This window comes from Pseudomonas sp. GW821-FHT09E12, from assembly GCF_059416085.1.
This window is the reverse complement of sequence record NZ_JBWKOM010000002.1, coordinates 58538-80098: the sequence shown is the minus strand read 5'-3', so window position 1 is coordinate 80098 and position 21561 is coordinate 58538. Positions and strand designations below refer to the sequence as shown.

Below are 21561 nucleotides of genomic sequence, written 5' to 3'. Positions count from 1 at the left end.
AATTTCTGACAGTCTCCATGCTGCAATGATCATAGTCGGCAGCAAACGGCCGGCCCTAAGCGGCAGTCCGGCCAAAAGCAGTCGTTGGCGGGGGACTGCTTCCAGCTAAAAAAGTCGTTCTAATTAATCTACTTTCGACCCGAACTGGTCGGTCAACAGCGGCAGAAATCGGCCTGACATCGGCCACGGAAATACCGAAGGGAATTCCATGCCACACTGATATAGCTGCACTGCGGCTGGTCAATCAAAAATTGTCACGGAGTAACTCTGATGCCCATAGCCTTCTCAACAGCGCTCTACTACCCACACATCGACATAAAAAATGAGCGTTGGCTACGAAGTGCAGTGTTGTTCTGGGACTCTATCCGAACAATAGTCCCCGTTTCCCATCGTGAACCTTACTCGAATGATTTTGCTCGTGCCCTTTATGATGAAGGCGTACTCAATCCCGTTCGTGTCTCATCGGATATGGAGGAGGTGGAGGATCTTACCGAAAAAGTTCTCGAATTTCTTACGGACCCAGCCTCGGCCGGCGTGATGTTTGATACAGATAAATACCCGACTCGTAAAATTCATCCCGAGAAGATGTCTCGTGAGCTGCACGAGCTTGCTCATATTCATCCGGAAAAGCTGCCATACATGATCCGCTCAGAGCTTGAGCGTGGGCTTAATGATGACGGCTGGCTTCACGTCGCACCTGGCTTCGCAAATTTCTACATGACGCTCCTAGCCTCTCAATTAGCTGAGCGGCTAGGCCTGGGCTTGGTGACCGAGTCTTCCGCAGCAGACAATTTGGCAATCGCTGTGCGTAAAGGAAAGCCGCTTGCCCCCCTTGGCGATCGACGCGCTGGCCGCCAGTTTGACGCGTTTGGACAGAGGCGGTCGTTGCCAACAGATGTTGCCCCTAGTTTGCTCATTGATCTTATGGTGCAAGGAGTGTCTTTGCCTGAGCATCTCTCGGTGGATAAAATTCTCAAGTTCAAAAAGTATCACGTGGAAGAGCTGGCTGTATTCCGGCGAGAAATTTCACGTCTTACTGCGGACTTGCCTAAAGAAGTACCTATCGAGGCGCTGCGACAAGCAGTCTCAGACCAGTATCACGCCAACGTATTGCCAGCGATGCATAGCCTCCGAGAGTCACTGCGGGCTCAACGTTGGGATGCGGGACTTAGTGGCTTGTTAAAAGTTTCATTCTTCACAGCAGCCCCAACCTCAGCAGCAATCCTTGCTGGTATTCCAAACTCTATCGCTTTGGTCGCTGGAGTGGGAATCTCGCTGACAGCATCAGCGGTCTTATTAACAAATCAGAGGCGTCGTACGATAATAGATAGTCCGTATTCTTATTTGCTCTCAATGGAGCGCGAGTGGTGAGGCGCTAACAGATTTATGCTCTGTCCAGAGCAGTCTTTAGGAGAAAAGCTAACACTCCCCGCTGAGTGTTTTTTGCCTATAGCCTACTCACGAGAATGTCTATTTAACATTAAAGATTTAGGGGGGAGGGTTAGGGCTGGCTTCGGGCTGCCATAGGCCTTGGCATACTTAAATAGCATGTGAAAAAATGTGTTGTTAATGGCTTGGAGAGGCCATAAGAAACACGAAGGGATTGAATCCCTTTGTAAGGGTTGTCACGCAATGTTCAAAATGCTGGTCGTTGTTGTAGTGGTGATATGTGGAGGAATTTTGAATTCCTCCACAACACCTAAGGCGGTTGTTTTTTATTTATTGTGAGGCTCTGAATACATTGTAGTTAGGTTGACTGGGTCTAAGCTGTGAAAGCTGAGCAGCTTATTAATTTGCTCCGTTGAAATGCTATGGATATCAAATTTTTGTAGTTCCATAATGAACGCTCGAAAGTTTTCTTTTAGCTTGTTAAGCGAGCGTTTTCGCATGATCGAGACGTCATGAGTAAAGTTTCCGTGATACGAAAGTTTTTTGGTGGGGTGCACCAGAATTCTAGTGCATTCTGCTTCGCCGTAAACTTCTTCAAACCAACCGCAGTGCGTATTCATTTGGCCAGCTTCGTTTTTGTTTATTTCCACCCGATTCGATTCGACCTCGTTTTTGCACTCTAGAAATATATACTTATTAACCCCAATACACCAAAGGTTGTCAGGGCCTTTTTTTATTTCTTTGTCTGGCCTCTGACTTTCGAAGCCCAAGCCCAGGCCAAGCTCTTTAAGAGCTAGCTCAAATTTTTCTGAGGCTACACCAAAAGCAAGGTTGTCGAGTATCCCATTAGCAGAAAGTTGGAGCTCTTCGTGAGTGTTAAATGTTTTCAGCCAATTCTGGATTCGTGAAATTCGATTTTCATTAATAAATGATATTTTTTTGTAATTGACACCGGTTTTTGGTTTCAAAAGCTGGGTGTTTAATCTGAAGGCAGTACCTTGAATGGTATTAGCGTCTGATTTGCTAAGCCTGTAGGTGTATCTGGCTAACTGTTGTATATACCACCCTTTTTCGGCAGGTTCCTCCTGGAATTTATCTGATAGTTTCTGAATGATTTCACACGCCCGTGCTTCGTTGCCTGAGGCAAACGCTAATTCTGCATCGAACTCCATTTTCAATACGTCATACAAAGATGAGCTTTGGTTGGCTTTAACTATTTCATCCATTTCTTCGACATAATATTCTTTCCAACCCTCATCTCGACTAAGGGCTTGTTTCATGAGATCAATTAGGACCTCATACTCGTTTGGCTTAGTTTTGAGCTCTGCTTTTGCGTCTTCTGCAATCTGCAGGCCAATTTCAATCTGTTTTTTTGTTTGCGGGGAGAAATATTTGTGAGTGGATTGGCTTTTGATAAATTTTGTAAGATCGCCTCCAACTATCAAGATTACGCTGTAATCTTTTTCACCTCTTACACTGCGCCCCAAGCCTTGTTCTACTTTTTGCGCGATCTTTACATTCATAATATCGCTACCAGTACGACAGTCCTCTTCGTAACGGTCGAGAAGAGAGTCGAAGTAGGGTTTTGAGTCGAGGATAAGAATGCGGCAAGCGTCATCGGGCAGGTCTATACCATCATATCTATTCGCAAAAACCATGGACGAACTCGTTTTTCCAGTTTTCAACTGCTGAACATGCTCAAAAATTGTTTCGGTTTCAGCAACCGTCGCGCCCAAACGTTGGTACTGAGTTTTATTTGAGAAGTCAGGGGTTAAAAATACGATGCCGAAACTGCGATCTTTATCCGGCTTTGCAAGCCAGTCAACAATATTTTCCCTGTCTAAGGATGCGTCTATTAAGGTAGGAATTAAGATCATCTTCTCACCCGACCATTTTAGTACGTTGTTGGTGAGAGGGGTTTTAATTGCCTCAATGTCAAAGCCTAGTCCCTTAATCGAAAAGGAGTCATCTTGCGTAGTAGCTGACATTAAAATTCGGTGCTCTGCTCGAGCGAACGAGCCAAATGCATTTATGGGAATTAATATAGGCGATATTTCGAGGTAGGTTCCAGCTATGAAAGCTTGACAGTTCTCTAAATTATTTTTTATTAGCTCCCATACAAAGACAATTTCTTTATCGTCTTTATGGCTTAGTAGAAGCTGGATCATTTCGTCTTTTCGGTCTACCCATGACCAGTAAGGAATTGGCAGCATAGTGCTGTAACTGCCACTCTCAATTTCAAGGAAGCTGCCCTCCCCCTGCTCTCTTAAGTCTTGTTCGAAAAGCCTTATGAATTTTTCATAAAGAGGATGCTTTCGATCTATCTTGATAGTGAGCGCGCTTTTGATCGAGTCAATGCAAGCATGTGAGTCATCTAAAACGATGGAGCCAACTTCCACAGACTTGTTATTTAGTCCGAACTTTGTTCTTCCATTGAAAAGCTTTTGAATATGTGTGATTAAAAGCGTTTTTCCCGCGATAAACTCGTCGGGAAGCTCACGATCTTTACCAATTTCGCAGAAGGGTATCCCGAATTTTTTGGCTTCAGATGTTACTTGCCTTGCTAGGTAAATGTTGGGGCACAAAAAAACACATGGCTTTCCGGATTCATTTAGCTTCGATTGAAGCATCAAAAGTCCAATCAGAGTTTTGCCTTCACCTGTATGGAGTTTTACAACACTATCCTTCAAATCTCTTCGAGAGCTATGCCATTCTTTTAATAATGTTTCTTGAGAGGGGCGCAGCGGTCCTGCTTCGCTTCTTCGATCCAGTGAATCGTATATTTCAGTTGGATCTATCTTCTTTTCGACACTTTTGTTTTTTAGCTTTTTCTTGAAATCGACCATTTACTACTCCTTGTAATAGTTGAATCTTTAAAAGTACGTCTAGGTTATTTATGCAGCCAGAGTCCACGCCCAACCTTGAGTATGGTGCAGAATACTGCGGATTTTCCGAAAAAAACTACTTAGTCGGATCCTCACTCCCTACTAAGCGGCCTTGTCTGGTAGTTTTTCGCAGTCACGACCGTCTGCTTCTGGCCGACTCTGTTGAAAAAGTCTGATTTGCAGATCGGCTGAACTCACGCACGATCTCCACCGGAGAACCTACTCACCACATTGAGTAGTTTTCTGGCCCTTCGTTGAGCTTTGCAGCTCGGTTATTGGGTTGGTTTGAGGGTTTTTGCTTTGTGCAGACGCACCTATCCCGTGACCGGAGGCCCTTGAGAGGTAAATCTGGCCAGCCGTCGCAGGTTCTGCACCGCGGCGGCCAGCGTGAACTCATCGGTCGCACCACTCATGCCACGTAGTCGCAAGCGATCCAGTTTCAGGATGCGCTTGAGGTGGGCAAACAGCATTTCGACCTTTTTACGTTCGTAGCGAGAGCGCTGATACGCCGGCGTCGCTGCAATACGCCGAGCCACATCACGAGCGGCTTCATGGACGCTGCGAGCAATCTTGCGGAACGCAGTGTTCGGGCAGCACTTGGCTTTCATCGGACACGCTACGCAGTCCGTTTGCCTGGATCGGAAGATGATGGTGTTGGCTTTGGTGACGTGCGAACGCTCGTTCTTGAAAGCTCGCCATTCGCTGCGCAATACGTTGCCGGCTGGGCAGCGGTATTCCTCAGCCTCTTCATTCCAGTGGAAATCGTTACTCGAAAAGCTGTCGTTCTTGCGCTCGGTTTTGTCCCACACCGGCACATGCGGTTCGATGTCTTTTTCCTCCACCATCCAGGCCAGCATCGGCGCTGTGCCGTAAGCGGTGTCGCCAATGAGGCGCTGTGGCTTGATGTCGAACTGCGTTTCGACACGATCGATCATCGTCTTGGTGCTCTCGACCTCGGCTGTCCGATGAGCCGGTGTGGGTTCCACATCCACGATGACGCCGTGCTCGGTATCGATCAGATAGTTTGTGGAATAGGCGTAGAACGCCGGACCACCTGGAGCTGCGGTCCAGCGGGCTTGAGGATCCGTCAGCGATAGGCGCTTGGGTAGCGTTTCGGCCAAAGCCTCTTCATCGAGGCCTTCAAGGTACTCACGCACGGCGCGGCTGCTCAGGGCCGGATCGCTCCAGTCGACCGGCTCATCACCCGGTACGCCGCGCTGTCGACTCGCATCCGCTTTGATGATGCTGGCATCCACGGCAAAGCCTTCACCCTTGACCAAACCTGCATCCATGCAGCGACGCAGCACTTCATTGAACAACCAGCGAAACAGATCACTGTCCCGAAAACGGCCATGTCGACTCTTGGAAAAGGTTGAGTGATTGGGGACTTCATCCTCAAGGCTCAACCGGCAGAACCAGCGATACGCCAGGTTCAAATGGGCCTCTTCGCACAACCGCCGTTCGGAGCGAATGCCGTAGCAATAGCCCACGATCAGCATGCGGATCATCAGTTCAGGATCAATCGACGGACGCCCGATCGGGCTATAAAAATCGGCGAGGTAATGGCGCAGGTCGTTCAGATCGAGACACTGATCAATGCTGCGCAGTAGGTGATTGGCTGGGATGTGATCTTCAAGGTTGAACGAGTAAAACAGTCGATCCTGCCCACTCGATAACTGTCCCATCATGCTGTGTGCTTCCCTGCTGGCCAATGCAGAGATTTTGCCGCAGGCCAGACAGGGGAGCTACTTTTTCACCAGAATCGGCCGTAAGCCGCCCCCTCATGAACAGTTCTTTCGGCCAAAAACGGCCTCTCATATATACCCGTACAACCAAGTTTGATTCAGTTTCTAAGCTGCTGAGTTATAAACCTCATTCGTAGTAGAAAGCCTCGACTGGAGGTAGTCCGACGCAAATGAGTGTGCCAAGTCAGGGCAATTACTCACCCATCACTGTCGCTGCCAACTCTCCGACACAACCACTCAAACATCCCCTCCAATGCACGGTTGCGCCGCTCAAGCGCGGCCCCTATAGTTCGCGCTCGCGGCAAAATCCGCGAACGACCTTGGCCGGTCGAGCATAGGAACGCTTCAGCGTCCACAACACCTTTGCAGTCGCCTATCGGGTGCCCGCGACAGGATGTTATGACGGCTGTGCGCGGTGAATCTCCGGTCATCACATACGCATACAGCGGTCATTTTCTTCGTCGTCGGCAACACAGGTGATTGCTCCCTGTACAGGAGCTGTACCTATGATTGACCAGCCACTCTCGCGCTTCACCCCCGTCGATACCCACGACGCTGACTCTCCTGTTTTCTACCTCGATACCGACGCCCCCTTGAGCGACCTGGCGGCTAGCGCAGCCCATCGTTTCACCGTGGTGCGCGACCTGATGGACAGCCTGTCCACGCTTAACCTGAAAGACATTTCCGACTGCGACCTGGCGCGGGTGACCCGAGGGGTGCATTTGCTGACCCGGGAAGGTTGTGCGGTGTTGGAAGTGATTCAGTGGCGCACGGCGCAGGAGGCCTGAGCGCTATTGAGCCTGGGAGGCTGTTTGTAGCCGCTGCCGAAGAATGAGGCTGCGATCGGCTGCGCAGCAGACGCTAATTCTGCCTCCCGGCTTTACCTGTTACACCGCGTCGTCAGGTTTGGCGGGCGCTTCGTCGGAATGCCGCCCAACCCGATCGCAGCCTCATTCTTCGGCAGCGGCTACAGGGAGCGTCAACCCCAAGCCGCCGACTCAGCCTTCGCACCTTATGAGGAGATCCCCGTGCAATATCCCATCTGCATCGAGTGGGGCGACGAGCACACGGCTACCGGCATCCAGATTCCCGACATTCCTGGCGCGGTCACCGCCGGCGATACCTTCGAGGCCGCGTATAGCGCCGCCATCGAAATCGCCCACGTCATGCTCGAAGAACTGGCCCGTGAGGGACAAGCCATTCCCCTGCCCTCGCCCACCGGCACACACCGCGCCAACCCCGACTTCGAAGGGATGGGCTGGGGCATGCTGGATATCGATATCACGCCTTACCTGGGCAAAACCGAGAAGGTCAATGTGACCCTGCCGGGCTACGTGATTCAACGCATCGACCGCTTTGTGCGCGAGCACAACATCAAGAGCCGGTCGTCTTTCCTGGCGGATGCGGCGATGGAAAAGCTGGGGCGTTAAACACCCCGAAGCCCACATACAGCCCAAAACCCCAGGCCGGCCGGCAGGCCGCCGTCTTGCTTTTGCTTTGGCTTTTGATCCGAAGGCCCCGTTAACCACGCTGGCCGAACGCAGGCATTGAGCCGTGGGTAACCCGGCAGGGATGCCGGGTTAGCTGCCCCAGGCCATGGATGGCCTGTGGCGGCGGCCCACGGATCAATGCCTTCGTTCGGGCATGCCGAGCCTTAGCGAGGGACCGAGTGGTGGGGCAAAGCGTTTTGGTTACTTTGGACTGGGCCGGCTTCCGGATTTTCCAAAGTGACCCGCTGTAAGAGCGGAACCATAAGTAGCCGTTACCGCAGGAACGGATATGCACCCCGTCCAACATCACCAGCGAAACCACTACCGCTATCGCGAGCAAGCTTCGCTCCTACAAAAGCCCATGCAGCAACAGATATGTACCCAAGAAGATCACGGACGACAGCGCCCTACTGCACCGGCAAAAAATTCATCAGCAGCAGACTTTGCGCGTAGTTCAGGCCAATACGCCGGTAACGTTCGTCGAGCATCTGGGTCAGCAGGTCGAGGCGCGCCACAATCTTCCCAAACTCCACAGCAAAACTCAGATTGCTGCCCTCCTCCGAAATCTCATTGGAAAACAGCAACAGCTCCCCATTGGCCCCCTGCCGCTGGCTGAGCATCCAAGTAGCCTTTTCAATATTGCGCGCCGCGTTACTGACAAACTGCGGATCGATAGTGTCGGTCATAAAAAACTCGGTGCGCCCGCCATGGGCGGTCACCAGCATGCTGCCGATCGCATAGATAAAGGCCCCGACCCGATCGCCACGAAACTCCGGGCTCAGGGCATAACTCAACGCGGCCAGGTCGCGACGGTTGCCCAGGGCCGGCAAGGCCTTCTGCTGCTCGATGGCCTGGCGGATATCCCGCGCGGCACTGGTAGCGTCGGTATACCCCCACTCGCGCCACTGGTTGGGGTTGCGCAGGTAGAGCTTGTTCATCAGCAGGTACAGGCTTTGCAGGTTATCGCGCATGCTCAGGGTGGCCATGCGGTCGACGCTGGTCTGGAAGAACTCCTGGGGTTTGCCATTGCTGAACTGGTGGACCATGTCGCGCCCCTGCTGCTGGCTGCAGCCACTGGCGCAGACCATCAAGACAGCGGCCAGCCACAGTGGCTGGCGCGGCATGCGCAGGCAAAACACGCGCAAGGAATAACGAGAAAGCGGATAAACCATCGGCACCATTCTGGACTCTGGCCACGCGGGGAGTCGGCGCGGCCTGGCCCTGAATAGAACCGCAAAAACGCAAAAAGTGCGGTGGCCGGGCCAACCGTGTATCGCAGGCCAACCCCGCCGAAGCCCTGGCCGGCAGCGTGCAGGCTCGCCCCAAAACACCATCAAGGCGCCGACGCCAGCCCGCCAATGGCCACGCGCGCCACCCCGCCCATGGCGGCTCGCCGATACGGCTTCGACGACTGATGCAAAACCGGCGGCGGCCTTGCATACTGCGCGCCCCGCACACTGCCCAAGGAAGAAACGTGTTGGCGCCCGCCCCCTCTTTGTCGAACCTGCTTATCCGTCGCCTGTTCACCCTGTGCTCATGGATCAACGCGCTCCTGAGCGGCATCGCCGTGGCCGCCCCGCTGGCGGTGATGGTGATCACCGACCTGCAACTGATCGTCCCGCGGGACGTCAGCGGCACGCTATTTGGTGGGGCCATGGGCTTTCAGCTGTACCTCGGAATCTGGCTCCTCTGCGCCCTTGGCCTGGGCCTGGCCCTGCTCACGCGCATGCCCGGCGCCCGCCTGGCCTGGATCGTCGCCGGCCTGGTGCCGCTGCTGCTGGGCGCCTGGTGGCGGATCAATTACCCGGACGATGCCGACGGCAACCTGATCTTCAGCCCGCAATCCTGGGAGCTGGACTACGCGATGGCGATCGGCTGCGGCCTGGTCCTCAGCGGGCTGCACTGGTATCGGCGCGGGCGCCTCAAACCCCGGCCAGCCGCCACCAGCGCGGATGTACTGTTGCCCCGAATCGTGGGCGCGCTGATCCTGACCGGTGTGTTCATCCTCCCGGCGCTGAATTTCATCAAGCAACCCTTGCCCACCTGTGCGTTCAACAAGGCCGGGCAACAGTTGAGCGTGTGCCTGAGCGATGACCCGAACGAACGGGTGATTGTCGATTGAGGGACGGCGCTGGTCCCGCCAGCAAATTGCATTGCATCGCCTACCGTCGCAGGATGTCGCCCTGACCCACAACCGCTCAAAAGGACGTGCTGATGACAATTCGTGCTGTGGTTTTCGATTTTGGTGGCGTGCTGTTCGACTGGAGCCCGCACCATCTGTACCGCCAACTGATCCCCGACGATGCCCGCCGCCAATGGTTCCTCGAGACCATTTGCACCCAGGCCTGGAATACCCAGCAGGACGCCGGGCGGCCACTGGCCGAAGCGACCCGCAGCCTGCTGGCCGAACACCCGGAGCATGCGCCGCTGATCGAGGCCTATTACGGGCGCTGGCCGGAAATGCTCCGCGGCCAGCTGGATGACGGCGTGGCCTTGCTGGAAGAGCTGCACCAGGCGCAGATGCCGCTGTTCGGGCTGACCAACTGGTCCCAGGAGACCTTCCCCTACGCCTGGGACAACTATCCGTTCCTCCAGCGTTTTCGCGACATCGTGGTGTCCGGGCAAGAGCGGCAGATCAAGCCTGACGCCGAAATCTACCAGACCACGCTGCAGCGCATTCGCGTGCACCTGCCAGACGTGGCGCCGCAGGAGTTGGTGTTCATCGACGACCACGCGCCGAATATCGTCGCCGCCAAGGCCCTGGGCTGGAATGCGATTGAGCACCGGTCGGCGGCAGAGACGCGGCGGCAGTTGCAGGTCTTGGGGTTGGCAGTTTGAACTGACGCAGGCGCGCCAGCCTGTCAGGTCGCAGGCTGGTAGCGCGCGCGGTAGCGTCCGGGGCTTTCACCGGTCCATTTCTTGAACGCGCGGTGGAAGGCGCTGGGCTCCTGGAAACCGGTGCGCTCGGCGATTTCGCCGATGCTCGCGCGGCTCTGGCGCAGCAGTTCGACGGCCATGGCGCGGCGCACTTCGTCCTTGATCTCCTGGTACGACACGCCCTCGCGTTCCAGGCGCCGACGCAGGGTGCTGGGGCTGACCTGCACCTCGCCGGCGAAGGCTTCCAGGGTCGGCCACTGGCTGTAATGACTGCGACGCAGGCGTTGATAGACCTGGGTCGCCAGGCCGTGCTGGTTGCGAAAACGGATCACCAGCCACTGCGGCGCGCTGCGCAGAAAGACCTTGAGCGAGGCCAGGTCCTGGACCACCGGCAGGCGCAGGAAACGGCTGGCGAATTCGATTTCGGTGCGCTCGGCGCCGAAGGTCAGGTTCGGCCCCCAGAGCAAGGCATCGTCGCTCAGGGACAGGCGCGGATAACGAAAGTCGGCGCGGTCGATGGCAATGCGCCGCCCGCCGAGCCAGCACAGCAGGCTGATCATCAGCACCAGGAAGGTCTCTTCGCCAAAACGCCCGGCGGCGTCATCGCGAGGCTGGCTGTCGAGGCTCAGCACCGCGCGCTTGCCGCGCACGCTGAGGCTGCCACGGAAGTCGCGCAGGAACAGGCCGAAGTTGGCCAGGCATTGGCGCAGGGCCTTTTCCAGGGTCGGCTCCTGGATCAGCCCGCGGCAGATCAGGGCGAACGCCCCCGGCGGCAGGCCGTGGGAATCGAGCTGGAAAAACTCGTCGCCCAGCTCGCGGATCTGGATCAGCCACAGGGCCGCGAACGCGCTGGCCGGCACCCGCGCCTCGGGCTGGCCGAGCAAGGCCGGATCGATGCCCGCTTCGGCCAGCACCGCGGCCAGGCGCTCGGGCCGCTCACGCAAGGCGTGGACCATGACCTGCACGAAGTAGACCGCGACCGAATCCTTTTCCCGCATGGAATGACTGCTCTCTGTGGCTGTGGACATGGCAAAAAACGCCAGCGCGGCTGAGCGCTTTTGGCATAGGCCGGGGTCGGCGCGAGCACTAGACTCGCGCCTCGAAGGTTGCATTGCAAGACGCGCTCGCGCTGCGCTGCGACACGTCCGGACGAAGAAAGAGAAGCCAAGATGAATCTGCAGAATATCGGTGTGATCGGCGCCGGCACCATGGGTAACGGTATCGCCCAGGTCTGTGCCCAGGCCGGGTTCGAAGTGACCTTGCTGGACATCAGCGACAGCGCCCTGCAAAAGGCCCTGGCCACCGTGGCCAAGAACCTCGACCGGCAGATTGCCAAGGGCAGCCTGGACGAAGCGCAGAAACAGGCGACCCTGGGGCGCATCCGCACCAGCACCGACTATGCCAGCCTGGTCGACGCACAACTGGTGATCGAAGCGGCCACGGAAAACCTCGAGCTGAAACGGCGGGTGCTGCAACAGATCGCCGCCCAGGTTGCCAGCACCTGTGTCATTGCCTCCAACACCTCGTCGCTGTCGATCACCCAGCTCGCCGCCAGCGTCAGCGCGCCCGAGCGCTTTATCGGCCTGCACTTCTTCAACCCGGTGCCGGTGATGGGCCTGATCGAAGTGATCCGCGGCCTGCAGACCAGCGACGCGACCCACACCCTGGCCCTGGACATGGCCACCCGCCTGGGCAAGGTCGCGATCACCGCCGGCAACCGCCCGGGCTTCGTGGTCAACCGGATCCTGGTGCCGATGATCAACGAGGCGATCCTGGTATTGCAGGAAGGCCTGGCCAGCGCCGAGGACATCGACGCCGGCATGCGCCTGGGCTGCAACCAGCCGATCGGCCCGCTGGCCCTGGCCGACCTGATCGGCCTGGACACCCTGCTGGCGATCCTTGAGGCCCTCTACGATGGCTTCAACGACAGCAAATACCGGCCCGCGCCGCTGCTCAAGGAAATGGTCGCCGCCGGTTACCTGGGGCGCAAGACCGAACGCGGCTTCCACCGCTATGACTGAGCGTTGCTCGCGTTTTGCCGAAAGCCGCGACAAGGCTCTGGAGCTGTTCGCCAGCAAAGGGTTCGGCCAGGTCGGCATGCGCGAGCTGGCGAGCCATCTGGGGCTGACCCCGGGCTCGCTGTATCACCATTACCCGAGCAAACAGCACCTGCTGCTGGACCTGATCGAAGAGTTCTACGACGAACTGCTCGGCACCCTGGGGCGCATCGAACGGCGGCGCAAGGCGCCCGATGATCGCCTGCGCACCCTGATCCGCGCCCACCTGAAACTGCACCGGGAACTGCCCCGGCATTTCCGCCTGGTGGAGCGCGACAGCGGCTGCCTGAACCAGGACCAGCAGCAGCGCGTGCGCCAGCTGCGCGAGCAATATGAACGCCGCCTGCTGATGCTCCTCGGCCCGCTGCCGCGGCTCGGCGACGCGGCGCTGCTGGCCACCGGGCATGCCATCGCCAGCCTGCTCAACAGCGCGCCCGGCTGGCTGGACGAGCAGCCACTGACCGAGCACGAGCGTGAAACCCTGCTGGAACACCTGCTCAGCGGCGCCCTGGAACGGCTGTTGAACAGCGCGCCGCAGAGCGCCGTGGCCTGAACCGCGGCGCAACGGCAATCGCCGCCCACCCCACCGCCAAATCACCGCCCCTGCGACCATCGGCTGCCGACCGCATTCCCACAGACAACAACCGCCCCTGTAGCCGCTGCCGCAGGCTGCGATAAGGCCCGCAGGGGCTTCGGCGTCCGTGAGTTCGCCGCGAGCCTGCGGCTCGATCGCAGCCTGCGGCAGCGGCTACAGGTGAGCGGATGGCTGGGCATGTAAGTGGCGGCGCCTGCTTGTATTCATTCCTTGTAAGCGGTGGGTCGCTGATTGCCAAACGCGCTATAGGGCCGCGCCAGTTCCTTGTCCTGCCTGGATATATTTTTTCCCGATAACGGCTATTCAAAGTTATTTGTTCACCCTCGCGTTTGCCCCGTGCCCGGCCTGCTTAACTGCAAAAGCTGCCGGATAGCGCAGTCTCTACAACCTCCCACGGAAGGCAACGCCATGAGTTCATCCTCGCTCCACCCCGTCACGCCTTATGGCGTGGCAATTCAAGAAGCAATCTCCCTCGGCAACCTGCCGCAGATGAAGTCCCTGCTCAAACAACGCGATACATCCCAGAAAGAATCCAAGGATCTGAGCAGCGCTTACGAGCAGTTGGCACAGGAAGTCGCCCGTCTGGAACGGCGCTAACGCCGTTTCCATTTTCTAATGCAATGGAGGCAATCATGTCCGGTTCCACTACGTCCCCTGTTGGCCTGTTTCCCCTCAGCTACCGGATCGGCAATCCGATCCCGGGCGCGCCAAGCCTTGCTCTCAACCTGTTGGTCTACACCCCCGACCAGACTGTGCGCGGCACCTCGCTCATCACCCAGGCCGTCAATCCTCCCCTGGAATTGCCGTCCGATGTGTGGGGGCAATACACCTACCTGACCGTCATGCCGCCCAGCACGAGCAAGATCCTGGTGACCGCCCAGGGCAATCAGGGCGGACCGGGCTCCAACTCGGTCGTCACCTTCAAGATCCAGTTGGTGGTGGGCGAAGACTGGCAAAGCGGCGTCGCCAACTACCAGTACTACAACGGCCATCAATGGGTATCGGTCGAAAACGTTCCGGCCCATCTGGTCGGGCCGGTGCCCTCCTACACCCTGCAAACGCACCAGGAAACCGCTCCGGCCCTGCAGGCGTATCCACCAATCCATCCGCTGTATGCCGCGCCAATCCATGGTGCCATTGCCAGCGGCGACCTGGCCCAGATGAAAACCCTGGCCAGCCAGGCCCAGGAGCAACTGGAGCAGTTGCCACAACTGCGCAACGCGCTGGATGCAGCCAAGGACGAAATCGGCAAGCTCGAGCGCCGCTGACCGCCGCTCGCCCCTGACCCGACTTCCCTGAATACGAACAAGGAGTTGCACCATGCAAACTGGACTGTTCCACACCCGCCTCCACGTCACCACGGCGCTGCTGGGGGCCCCGGTTCTGACCCTCGACCTTCTGGTCAACACCCCGCAGAAAAAAGTCAGCGGCGTGGCCCGCGTGTTCAAGAGCACTTACCCGCCGGTGAACTTCTTCGCCGACGTGTGGGGTGAGTATTCCCAGCTCCACCTGGACCCCTCGACCGAAGGCCACATCATTCTAAAGCTCGACGGCAACCCCAGCGGTCCGACCAGCCAGATCGCCGAGACCTTCCACCTGCAGGGCATTCTCGGGCTCGACTGGGCCAGCGGTTCCGCCAGCTACCGGTACTACTACCAGGGCAGTTGGCAGGACGTGCAGCACGGCACCGTCAGCCAGGCGTCGATCCCGCACCCGGAACCCGTGCCGCATCACCCCATCCCGCTGTATGCCGTCGCGGTACAGCATGCCCAGGCCAGCGGTGACCTGGCGCAACTCAAGGCAGTGGTCCGCCAGGGCGAACAGCAGCTGGCCAACGGCGATGCGCTGCGTAGCGCCTTGCAGCAGTTGAACGCCGAGATCACCCGCCTCGAAGCTCGCTGAAAGGTGGCGTCCGGGCCTGGCCTTCCTTCCCCGGGGCCAGGCCCGGTTCCCCACTGGCAAACCCTTTGTCCGCCCGGGCCGGCATCGCCAGGGACGGCGCGGACATCCGCCAGGTTCGTGCCGCGCGCCTGTGTGCGCGCAAAGGACTGTCCATGTCAGCCAATCGCCCCGCCCGCTACCTCAGCGAAACCGACCTCAAGCGTTACGTACCGGTGCATGTGGTCTGGGAAATCACCCTCGCCTGCGACCTCAAATGCCTGCATTGCGGCTCGCGCGCCGGCCACCGACGCCCCAATGAATTGAACACCCAGGAATGCCTCGACGTGATCGACGCCCTCGCCGCCCTCGGCACGCGGGAAGTCACCCTGATCGGCGGCGAAGCCTATTTGCGCAAGGACTGGACCCGCCTGATCCAGGCCATCCACGACCACGGCATCTACTGCGCGATCCAGACCGGCGGGCGCAACCTGACCCCGGCGAAAATGCAGGCCGCAGTGGAGGCCGGGCTCAACGGCGTGGGGGTTTCGCTGGACGGTCTGGCGCCCCTGCATGACGCCGTGCGCAATGTCCCGGGCTCCTTCGACAAGGCCGTGGACACCCTGCGCCGGGCCAAGCAGGCCGGGCTCGCGGTCAGCGTCAACACGCAGATCGGCGCAGCCACCCTGCCCGACTTGCCGGAGCTGATGAACCAGATCATCGAACTGGGCGCCACCCATTGGCAGATCCAGCTGACGGTGGCCATGGGCAATGCGGTGGACCACCCGGAACTGCTGCTGCAACCCTATCAACTGCTGGAAGTGATGCCGCTGCTCGCGCGTCTCTACCGCGAAGGCCAGGAACGCGGCCTGCTGATGAACGTGGGCAACAACATCGGTTACTACGGCCCTTACGAACATATGTGGCGCGGCTTCGGCGACGAGCGCGTGCACTGGAGCGGCTGCGCCGCCGGGCAAACGGTGCTGGCCCTGGAAGCCGACGGCACGGTCAAGGGCTGCCCTTCGCTGGCGACGGTGGGGTTTTCCGGCGGCAATGTGCGCGACATGAACCTGCACGACATCTGGCACTACAGCGAGGGCATGCATTTTGGCCGCCTGCGCTCGGTCGACGACCTCTGGGGTTATTGCCGCACCTGCTACTACAACGACGTGTGCCGCGGCGGCTGCACCTGGACCTCGCACTCGCTGCTGGGCAAGCCCGGCAACAATCCGTACTGCCACTACCGCGCCCTGGACCTGCAGAAAAAGGGCCTGCGCGAACGCATCGTCAAACTCGAGGACGCCGCCCAGGCGTCGTTCGCGGTCGGTCGCTTCGACCTGATCACCGAACGCATCGACACCGGCGAGACGGTCAGCAGCGTCAGCGACAGCGGCCAGGTGATCAAGCTGGCGTGGATCAACCAGGGGCAGAAATCCCCCGAGGAAGGACGCCTGCCCACCCAGCTGGCGCTGTGCCGCGGCTGCTGGCAGTACATCCATGCCCACGAAACCACCTGCCCGCACTGCTCGGCCGATGTAGCCAGCGCCGAGGCCGACTACCTGGCCGACCGCGCCCGGCAACAGGCGATCATGGACCGCCTGACCGGCCTGCTGGGCATGCCCCAGACCCGGCTGGTGTAGCCACCAGCCTAGGCCCGCCGCCAACCGGGCGGCGGGCCTGACAGGGGGTGCCCCAAGGGTGATAACCCGCCACGGGCCCATGAGAAATCCGTCTAAAAACAAGCCCACTGCCACACAGGTTTAGGCTTTGCTAGTGAAGGCCTCACCCCATCAGCTTTTGCCAGCGGGCCGGCTCACCCGGCGCGCCCGCGGCCCCTGCCATCCGGGAGTCCCAGCATGAAAATCAATCCCTACCTGATCTTCAACGGCGATTGCGCCGCCGCCTTCAAGTTCTACGCCCAGTGCCTGCAAGGCACCCTCGAAGTGATGATGACCTTCGGCGAAAGCCCCGCTCGCGACCATGTTCCCGCCGAGTGTCACGACCTGGTCATCCACACCCGCCTACTAGTGGGCGACCAAGCCATCATGGGTTCGGACAGCACGCCCGACCGGCCATATTCGGGTATCCACGGCTGCTCGATATCGCTGAATGTCGACAGCATCGCCGAGGCCGAGCGGGTGTTCGCCGCGCTGGCGGACCAGGGCACTGTGCAGATGCCGCTGGAGGCCACCTTCTGGGCGGCGCGCTTCGGCATGCTGGTCGACCGCTTCGGCGCCTCGTGGATGGTCAACTGCGAAAAGGACCAGTGACAAGCGCCTGTCGTTAAGCCAAGGGGGCCGCGGCGATTCGCGGCCTCTCAGGCCTCGCCCTCGGCCTCCATCGCCTGCAGCGCTCCCAGGCGCTGACGTATGCCTTCGCTGGCCATCGGCCCGGCCTGGACCGTGCACGCCTCCAGCGGCACCGGGCGGCCATCGGCCAGGTCGGCCATCATCGGCCGCACCGGCCGGCCGGTGGCGCGCTCGACGATCTGCACGCTTTCCCCTTCCGGCGCGTAATGGCGATTGCCCCAGGCGACGAACGCCATCAGCACCACACGAAAATCCTCGCCCCGGGCCGTCGGCACATATTGGTAGCGCAACGGCCGCTGACTGTAGGCCTGACGCTCCAGCAAGCCGTCCTCGACCAGCGAATTCAAACGCCGGGTGAGCATGTTGGGGGCGATCTGCAGGCTGCGGGAAAACTCCTCGAAACGCCGCAGGCCATGCAGGGCGTCGCGCATGATCAGGATGCTCCACCACTCGCCCACCCGTTCCAGACTGCGGGCAATCGGGCATTCGTCGTGAAGGAGGGTCTTGCGTTGCATGGCGGTTCCTCGGATTTCGCAGTTGCGTATTTGTGGTCCTGGCATGTTACTTTCATGATGATAGTGACGTCCATAGAGCGACACACCCCACACGAGATGAAGGAGCACAAAGGTCATGAACAAACGCATTGTCGTCACCGGCATGGGCGCATTGACCCCGCTGGGCTGCGGTGTCGAACAGGTCTGGCAACGCCTGCTGGCCGGGCAGTCGGGTATCCGCCGGCTACCGGAAGCATTGATCGGCGACCTGCCGATCAGCATCGGCGGCCAGGTTCCCGACCGCACCGAGGACCCGCAGGCCGGCTTCGATCCGGACGCGCTGCTGGCGCCCAAGGAACAGCGCAAGATGGACCGCTTCATCCTGTTCGCCCTCGCCGCCGCCCAAGAGGCGCTGGCCCAGGCCGGCTGGGCGCCGCAGACGGCAGAGGCGCAGGAACGTACCGCCACCATCATCGCGTCGGGCGTGGGCGGTTTCCCGGCCATCGCCGACGCCGTGCGCACCACCGACAGCAAGGGGCCGCGCCGTCTTTCACCGTTCACCATTCCATCCTTCCTCAGCAATATGGCCGCCGGTCATGTGTCGATCCAGCATGGCCTGAAGGGGCCGCTGGGCACGCCGGTGACGGCCTGCGCCGCGGGCGTCCAGGCCATCGGCGACGCCGCGCGGATGATTCGCGCCGGGGAGATCGACGTCGCGGTCTGCGGTGGCACGGAAGCCACGATTCACCGGGTCAGCCTGGCCGGTTTCGCGGCCGCGCGCGCCCTGTCGAGCGATTTCAACGACACGCCGGAACGCGCATCGCGGCCCTTCGACCAGGCGCGCGACGGCTTCGTGATGGGCGAAGGCGCCGGGCTGCTGGTGATCGAGGAGCTGGAACACGCCCTGGCCCGGGGCGCCACGCCGATCGCCGAACTGGTGGGCTACGGCACCAGCGCCGACGCCTATCACATGACCGCCGGGCCGGAGGACGGCGACGGTGCCCGCCGCGCCATGCAGCAGGCGTTGCGTCAGGCCGGCGTCGAGCCGTCGCAGGTCCGGCACCTGAACGCCCACGCGACCTCGACCCCGGTGGGCGACAAAGGCGAGCTGGCGGCGATCAAGAGCGTGTTTGGCAACCACAGCGACCTGGCCATCGCCTCGACCAAGTCGGCCACCGGCCACCTGCTGGGCGCCGCCGGCGGGATCGAAGCAATCTTCACCATCCTGGCGCTGCGCGACCAGATCGCCCCCGCCACCCTCAACCTGGAAAACCCGGATGCCGGCGCCGAAGGCCTCAACCTGATTCGTGGCCAGGCCCAGCCGCTGGCGATGGAATACGCCTTGTCCAATGGCTTCGGCTTTGGCGGGGTGAATGCCAGCGTGCTGTTCCGGCGCTGGGGGTAAGCCGGAAAATTCTCGCCGCACAGAAGGAGGTTTCAGCACCGCTTCGCTGAAACCTCAAGGGCCCGGCGCAGTAAACGGCTGCGGGGCCCGCCTCACGGTAACCAAACTGTAATAAACCCAGATTTGTTGCGGCTTGATCCGCCTTTTTCCAGGACGATCGTGCCAATACCCGGCTGCCCGACCCACGCCTTCCAGACGAATGAGTAGCTTGAGCGCAGATTCCGGAGCGCGCAGTCACCAGGCTCCGAAATCCGAGCGAAGAAGAACAAGAAGACTTCAGCTCTTGTTTTTGTTCATGACTTTTTAGTTTGTGAGGGAAAACGAACCATGGCGATATTCGACTACAAGGGCCAAGACGGCCGCGTGCTGATTTCAGATGCCTGGAACCTGGCCACCTACACCAGCGGCGTAGCGACGGTAGGCGCGCTCTACCACTTGCCCGGGGCGGTCCTGGGCGAAGGCAACACCTTTGTCCTGCCCAAGGGCTGGCGCGAGATCAGCGCCAGCGACCTGGGCATCGACGGCAGTCACCTCGACCTGACGGGCAGCTTCAAGGGCGAAAACGTATCCGGCTCCCAGGCCAAGGTATTCGGCCAATACGATGAGAGCGGCAAGCTGGTGAAAATGGGCTTTTCGATTGCCGGCACCAACTCGCCGATGGACTTGCTGGGATACCCGGCAATGATCGACAACTCCTATATCCACGGTTACGACTACCTGCTCGACTCGATCAAGAACTACGCCACCAGCCATAACCTGACGGGCAAGGATGTGCTGGTCACCGGCTACAGCCAGGGCGGCTCCGTGACCAACAGCATGTACCTGGGCAGGGAAAACCTGGCCGACGGCTTTTTCAAGGATTCGGACTACTTCGGCATGGCGTCGCCAAAGGCCAGCAACAGCGACGGCATCTTCAACTTCGGCTTCGAAAACGACATCGTGCACCGGCTCATCGGCGAACAGACCGACCTGAGCGGCGCCATTCTCGCGGCCCTCAAAGGCAGTGATGCCAGCTACACCTCGACCACCGACAACATCGTGCTGTTCGACACGGTCTACGCTTTGCCCACCTGGCCCAACGGCCCCTTCTCCGTGATCAATCCCAACGGTTGGGTGGCGCACCTGGAAGGCGTTTTCATCAACCCCATCCAGCGCATCGGCCAGTCGACGTTCTACGACTACATCGAGCGTGACAGCACCATCGTCATCAGCAACCTCGACCCGGTCAGCCGCAGCTTTACCTGGGTCAGCGACAAATACTCCCCCACCTCCAACCACTTCGGCACACCGGCCTTTCTCCTCGGCACGGACAGCGCGGACAAGCTGCAGGACGGCAGGAACGACGACTTCCTCGACGGCTTCGCCGGCAACGACAGCTTCAGGGTCAGCACCGGCACCGACATCGTCGCCGGCGGCGTGGGCGACGACAAAGTCTTCCTGCAGGGTACGGTCACCAGTTACGAAGCCGTGCGCCTGAGCGATGGCAGCCTGTTTCTCAACGACACCAACGGACGTTACGGCCTCAAGGAGCTGCACGACGTCGAGCATGTCGAGTTCGAAGGCCTCCTGGGCCAGGCCTTGACCCCGGCCTTTACCGTGACCGGCAGCAAGCTCGATTTCGAAGGCCTGTTCGGGTCGGACAAGAGCTACGCCAAGGCCACCGAAGGCACACAGTTGGCAGACCTGCTGAAGGGTACCGCCTCCCGCGACCTGATCTTCGGCCAGGGCGGCGACGACCTTATCGAAGGCGGCGCGGGCAATGACCTGCTGCACGGTGGAAACGGCAACGACACCCTGCTCGGCGGCAATGGCAACGACGCACTCTACGGCGGCGCGCACAACGACATCCTGGTGGGTGGCCTGGGCAACGACACCCTCAGCGGCGGTGTGGGCAGCGATCTGTTTGTCTTCGACGTGGGCGGCTTCGGCCATGACGTGATCAGCGACTTCAACGTTCACCAGAACGGGTTCGATCAGTTGGTGTTCTCCAAATCCCTGTTCGCTTCTGCCGCCGCTGTCATCGGCGCCACCAGCCAACAAGGCAGCGACAGCCTGATCGTGGCAGGAGACAGCAGCATCACCCTGGTAGGGTTCAACCCCGCGCAACTGAGCGCGGACATGATCAGCCTGGTCTGACGCTCGACGGGCACACCCTCCATTCGTGGGAGGGTGTTGCCTCGACCGGCACTGGATCGACACGCCGCCCACTCTCCGCAGCCCATTGGCCCCTGGCTCGGAAAATCGACAAAAACTCGACTGAGGCTGACAGCAAAAGGCTTGCCCTGTTCCTACTATGGAACCGGTGACATCCACCCTCGAACCGGCCCCGCGGCTGTACCGGGCCACCTCGACCGCAAGTGCCCGGACCGAGCGCAAGCGAGCCCACAGGAGTTATCAAAGTGGAATGCATACCGGCAACCATGAAGACCTCTGCTGT

At 59.5% G+C, this 21561-nt stretch carries 19 protein-coding genes; 14 read left to right on the top strand and 5 right to left on the bottom strand.

Annotation, left to right across the window (positions count from 1 at the left end):
• Positions 1-270 precede the first annotated feature (270 nt).
• Positions 271-1371, top strand: a complete 1101-nt coding sequence (locus tag AC07PQ_RS05435) for a hypothetical protein (RefSeq protein WP_493185197.1) — start codon at positions 271-273, stop codon at positions 1369-1371.
• A 344-nt stretch (positions 1372-1715) separates the two neighbouring features.
• Here the strand turns inward: AC07PQ_RS05435 and AC07PQ_RS05430 are convergent, their stop codons facing one another.
• A complete protein-coding gene (locus tag AC07PQ_RS05430; RefSeq protein ID WP_490620733.1) occupies positions 1716-4235 on the bottom strand; it encodes a DEAD/DEAH box helicase in 2520 nt (839 codons plus the stop codon).
• A gap of 353 nt (positions 4236-4588) precedes the next feature.
• Entirely contained in the window at positions 4589-5962 is a 1374-nt protein-coding gene (locus AC07PQ_RS05425) for a transposase (protein WP_493185198.1), read from the bottom strand.
• Between the two features lie 563 nt (positions 5963-6525).
• On the opposite strand from AC07PQ_RS05425, the gene AC07PQ_RS05420 reads away from it, so the two are divergent.
• Positions 6526-6807, top strand: a complete 282-nt coding sequence (locus AC07PQ_RS05420; protein ID WP_493185199.1) for a hypothetical protein — start codon at positions 6526-6528, stop codon at positions 6805-6807.
• Between the two features lie 240 nt (positions 6808-7047).
• Complete coding sequence (locus AC07PQ_RS05415; protein ID WP_007923747.1) at positions 7048-7449, top strand: type II toxin-antitoxin system HicB family antitoxin; 402 nt, start codon at positions 7048-7050, stop codon at positions 7447-7449.
• A gap of 467 nt (positions 7450-7916) precedes the next feature.
• On the opposite strand, the gene AC07PQ_RS05410 is transcribed toward AC07PQ_RS05415, so the two are convergent.
• Complete coding sequence (locus AC07PQ_RS05410; RefSeq protein WP_493185326.1) at positions 7917-8681, bottom strand: hypothetical protein; 765 nt, start codon at positions 8679-8681, stop codon at positions 7917-7919.
• Positions 8682-8983: 302 nt separating this feature from the next.
• Between AC07PQ_RS05410 and AC07PQ_RS05405 the strand changes: the two genes are divergently transcribed.
• A complete protein-coding gene (locus AC07PQ_RS05405) occupies positions 8984-9631 on the top strand; it encodes a hypothetical protein (protein WP_493185200.1) in 648 nt (215 codons plus the stop codon).
• 92 nt (positions 9632-9723) lie between these two features.
• On the top strand, positions 9724-10347 hold the full coding sequence (locus AC07PQ_RS05400) for an HAD family hydrolase (RefSeq protein ID WP_493185201.1): 624 nt from the start codon (positions 9724-9726) through the stop codon (positions 10345-10347).
• A gap of 23 nt (positions 10348-10370) precedes the next feature.
• On the opposite strand, the gene AC07PQ_RS05395 is transcribed toward AC07PQ_RS05400, so the two are convergent.
• A complete protein-coding gene (locus tag AC07PQ_RS05395) occupies positions 10371-11384 on the bottom strand; it encodes an AraC family transcriptional regulator (protein ID WP_493185327.1) in 1014 nt (337 codons plus the stop codon).
• Between the two features lie 171 nt (positions 11385-11555).
• On the opposite strand from AC07PQ_RS05395, the gene AC07PQ_RS05390 reads away from it, so the two are divergent.
• The 7 genes from AC07PQ_RS05390 (at position 11556) to AC07PQ_RS05360 (ending at position 17186) form a co-directional block, all read left to right on the top strand.
• A complete protein-coding gene (locus AC07PQ_RS05390) occupies positions 11556-12407 on the top strand; it encodes a 3-hydroxybutyryl-CoA dehydrogenase (protein WP_493185202.1) in 852 nt (283 codons plus the stop codon).
• Positions 12400-12996 (top strand): TetR/AcrR family transcriptional regulator, encoded by a 597-nt coding sequence (locus AC07PQ_RS05385; RefSeq protein WP_493185203.1) that lies wholly within the window; start codon positions 12400-12402, stop codon positions 12994-12996. Before AC07PQ_RS05390 ends, AC07PQ_RS05385 begins: the two co-directional genes overlap by 8 nt.
• Positions 12997-13446: 450 nt before the next feature.
• Entirely contained in the window at positions 13447-13635 is a 189-nt protein-coding gene (locus AC07PQ_RS05380; RefSeq protein ID WP_007932306.1) for a DUF1843 domain-containing protein, read from the top strand.
• A 35-nt stretch (positions 13636-13670) separates the two neighbouring features.
• The gene (locus AC07PQ_RS05375; protein WP_007932307.1) at positions 13671-14306 is read left to right on the top strand and encodes a DUF1842 domain-containing protein; all 636 of its coding nucleotides are present in this window, start codon (positions 13671-13673) and stop codon (positions 14304-14306) included.
• Positions 14307-14358: 52 nt separating this feature from the next.
• Entirely contained in the window at positions 14359-14940 is a 582-nt protein-coding gene (locus AC07PQ_RS05370; protein WP_493185204.1) for a DUF1842 domain-containing protein, read from the top strand.
• Between the two features lie 152 nt (positions 14941-15092).
• Positions 15093-16556: a GDL motif peptide-associated radical SAM/SPASM maturase gene (locus tag AC07PQ_RS05365; protein ID WP_007932309.1), complete on the top strand. Its 1464-nt coding sequence runs from the start codon at positions 15093-15095 to the stop codon at positions 16554-16556.
• A 216-nt stretch (positions 16557-16772) separates the two neighbouring features.
• Positions 16773-17186 (top strand): VOC family protein, encoded by a 414-nt coding sequence (locus tag AC07PQ_RS05360; protein ID WP_007932310.1) that lies wholly within the window; start codon positions 16773-16775, stop codon positions 17184-17186.
• Positions 17187-17233: 47 nt separating this feature from the next.
• Here AC07PQ_RS05360 and AC07PQ_RS05355 read toward each other — a convergent pair whose 3' ends face one another.
• A complete protein-coding gene (locus AC07PQ_RS05355) occupies positions 17234-17740 on the bottom strand; it encodes a winged helix-turn-helix transcriptional regulator (protein ID WP_493185205.1) in 507 nt (168 codons plus the stop codon).
• 115 nt (positions 17741-17855) lie between these two features.
• On the opposite strand from AC07PQ_RS05355, the gene fabF reads away from it, so the two are divergent.
• Entirely contained in the window at positions 17856-19124 is a 1269-nt protein-coding gene (fabF, locus tag AC07PQ_RS05350) for a beta-ketoacyl-ACP synthase II (protein ID WP_101337375.1), read from the top strand.
• Between the two features lie 327 nt (positions 19125-19451).
• Positions 19452-21260 carry a calcium-binding protein gene (locus AC07PQ_RS05345; protein WP_493185206.1) on the top strand — a complete coding sequence of 603 codons (1809 nt, stop codon included), beginning with the start codon at positions 19452-19454 and terminating at the stop codon, positions 21258-21260.
• Positions 21261-21561: the final 301 nt, after the last annotated feature.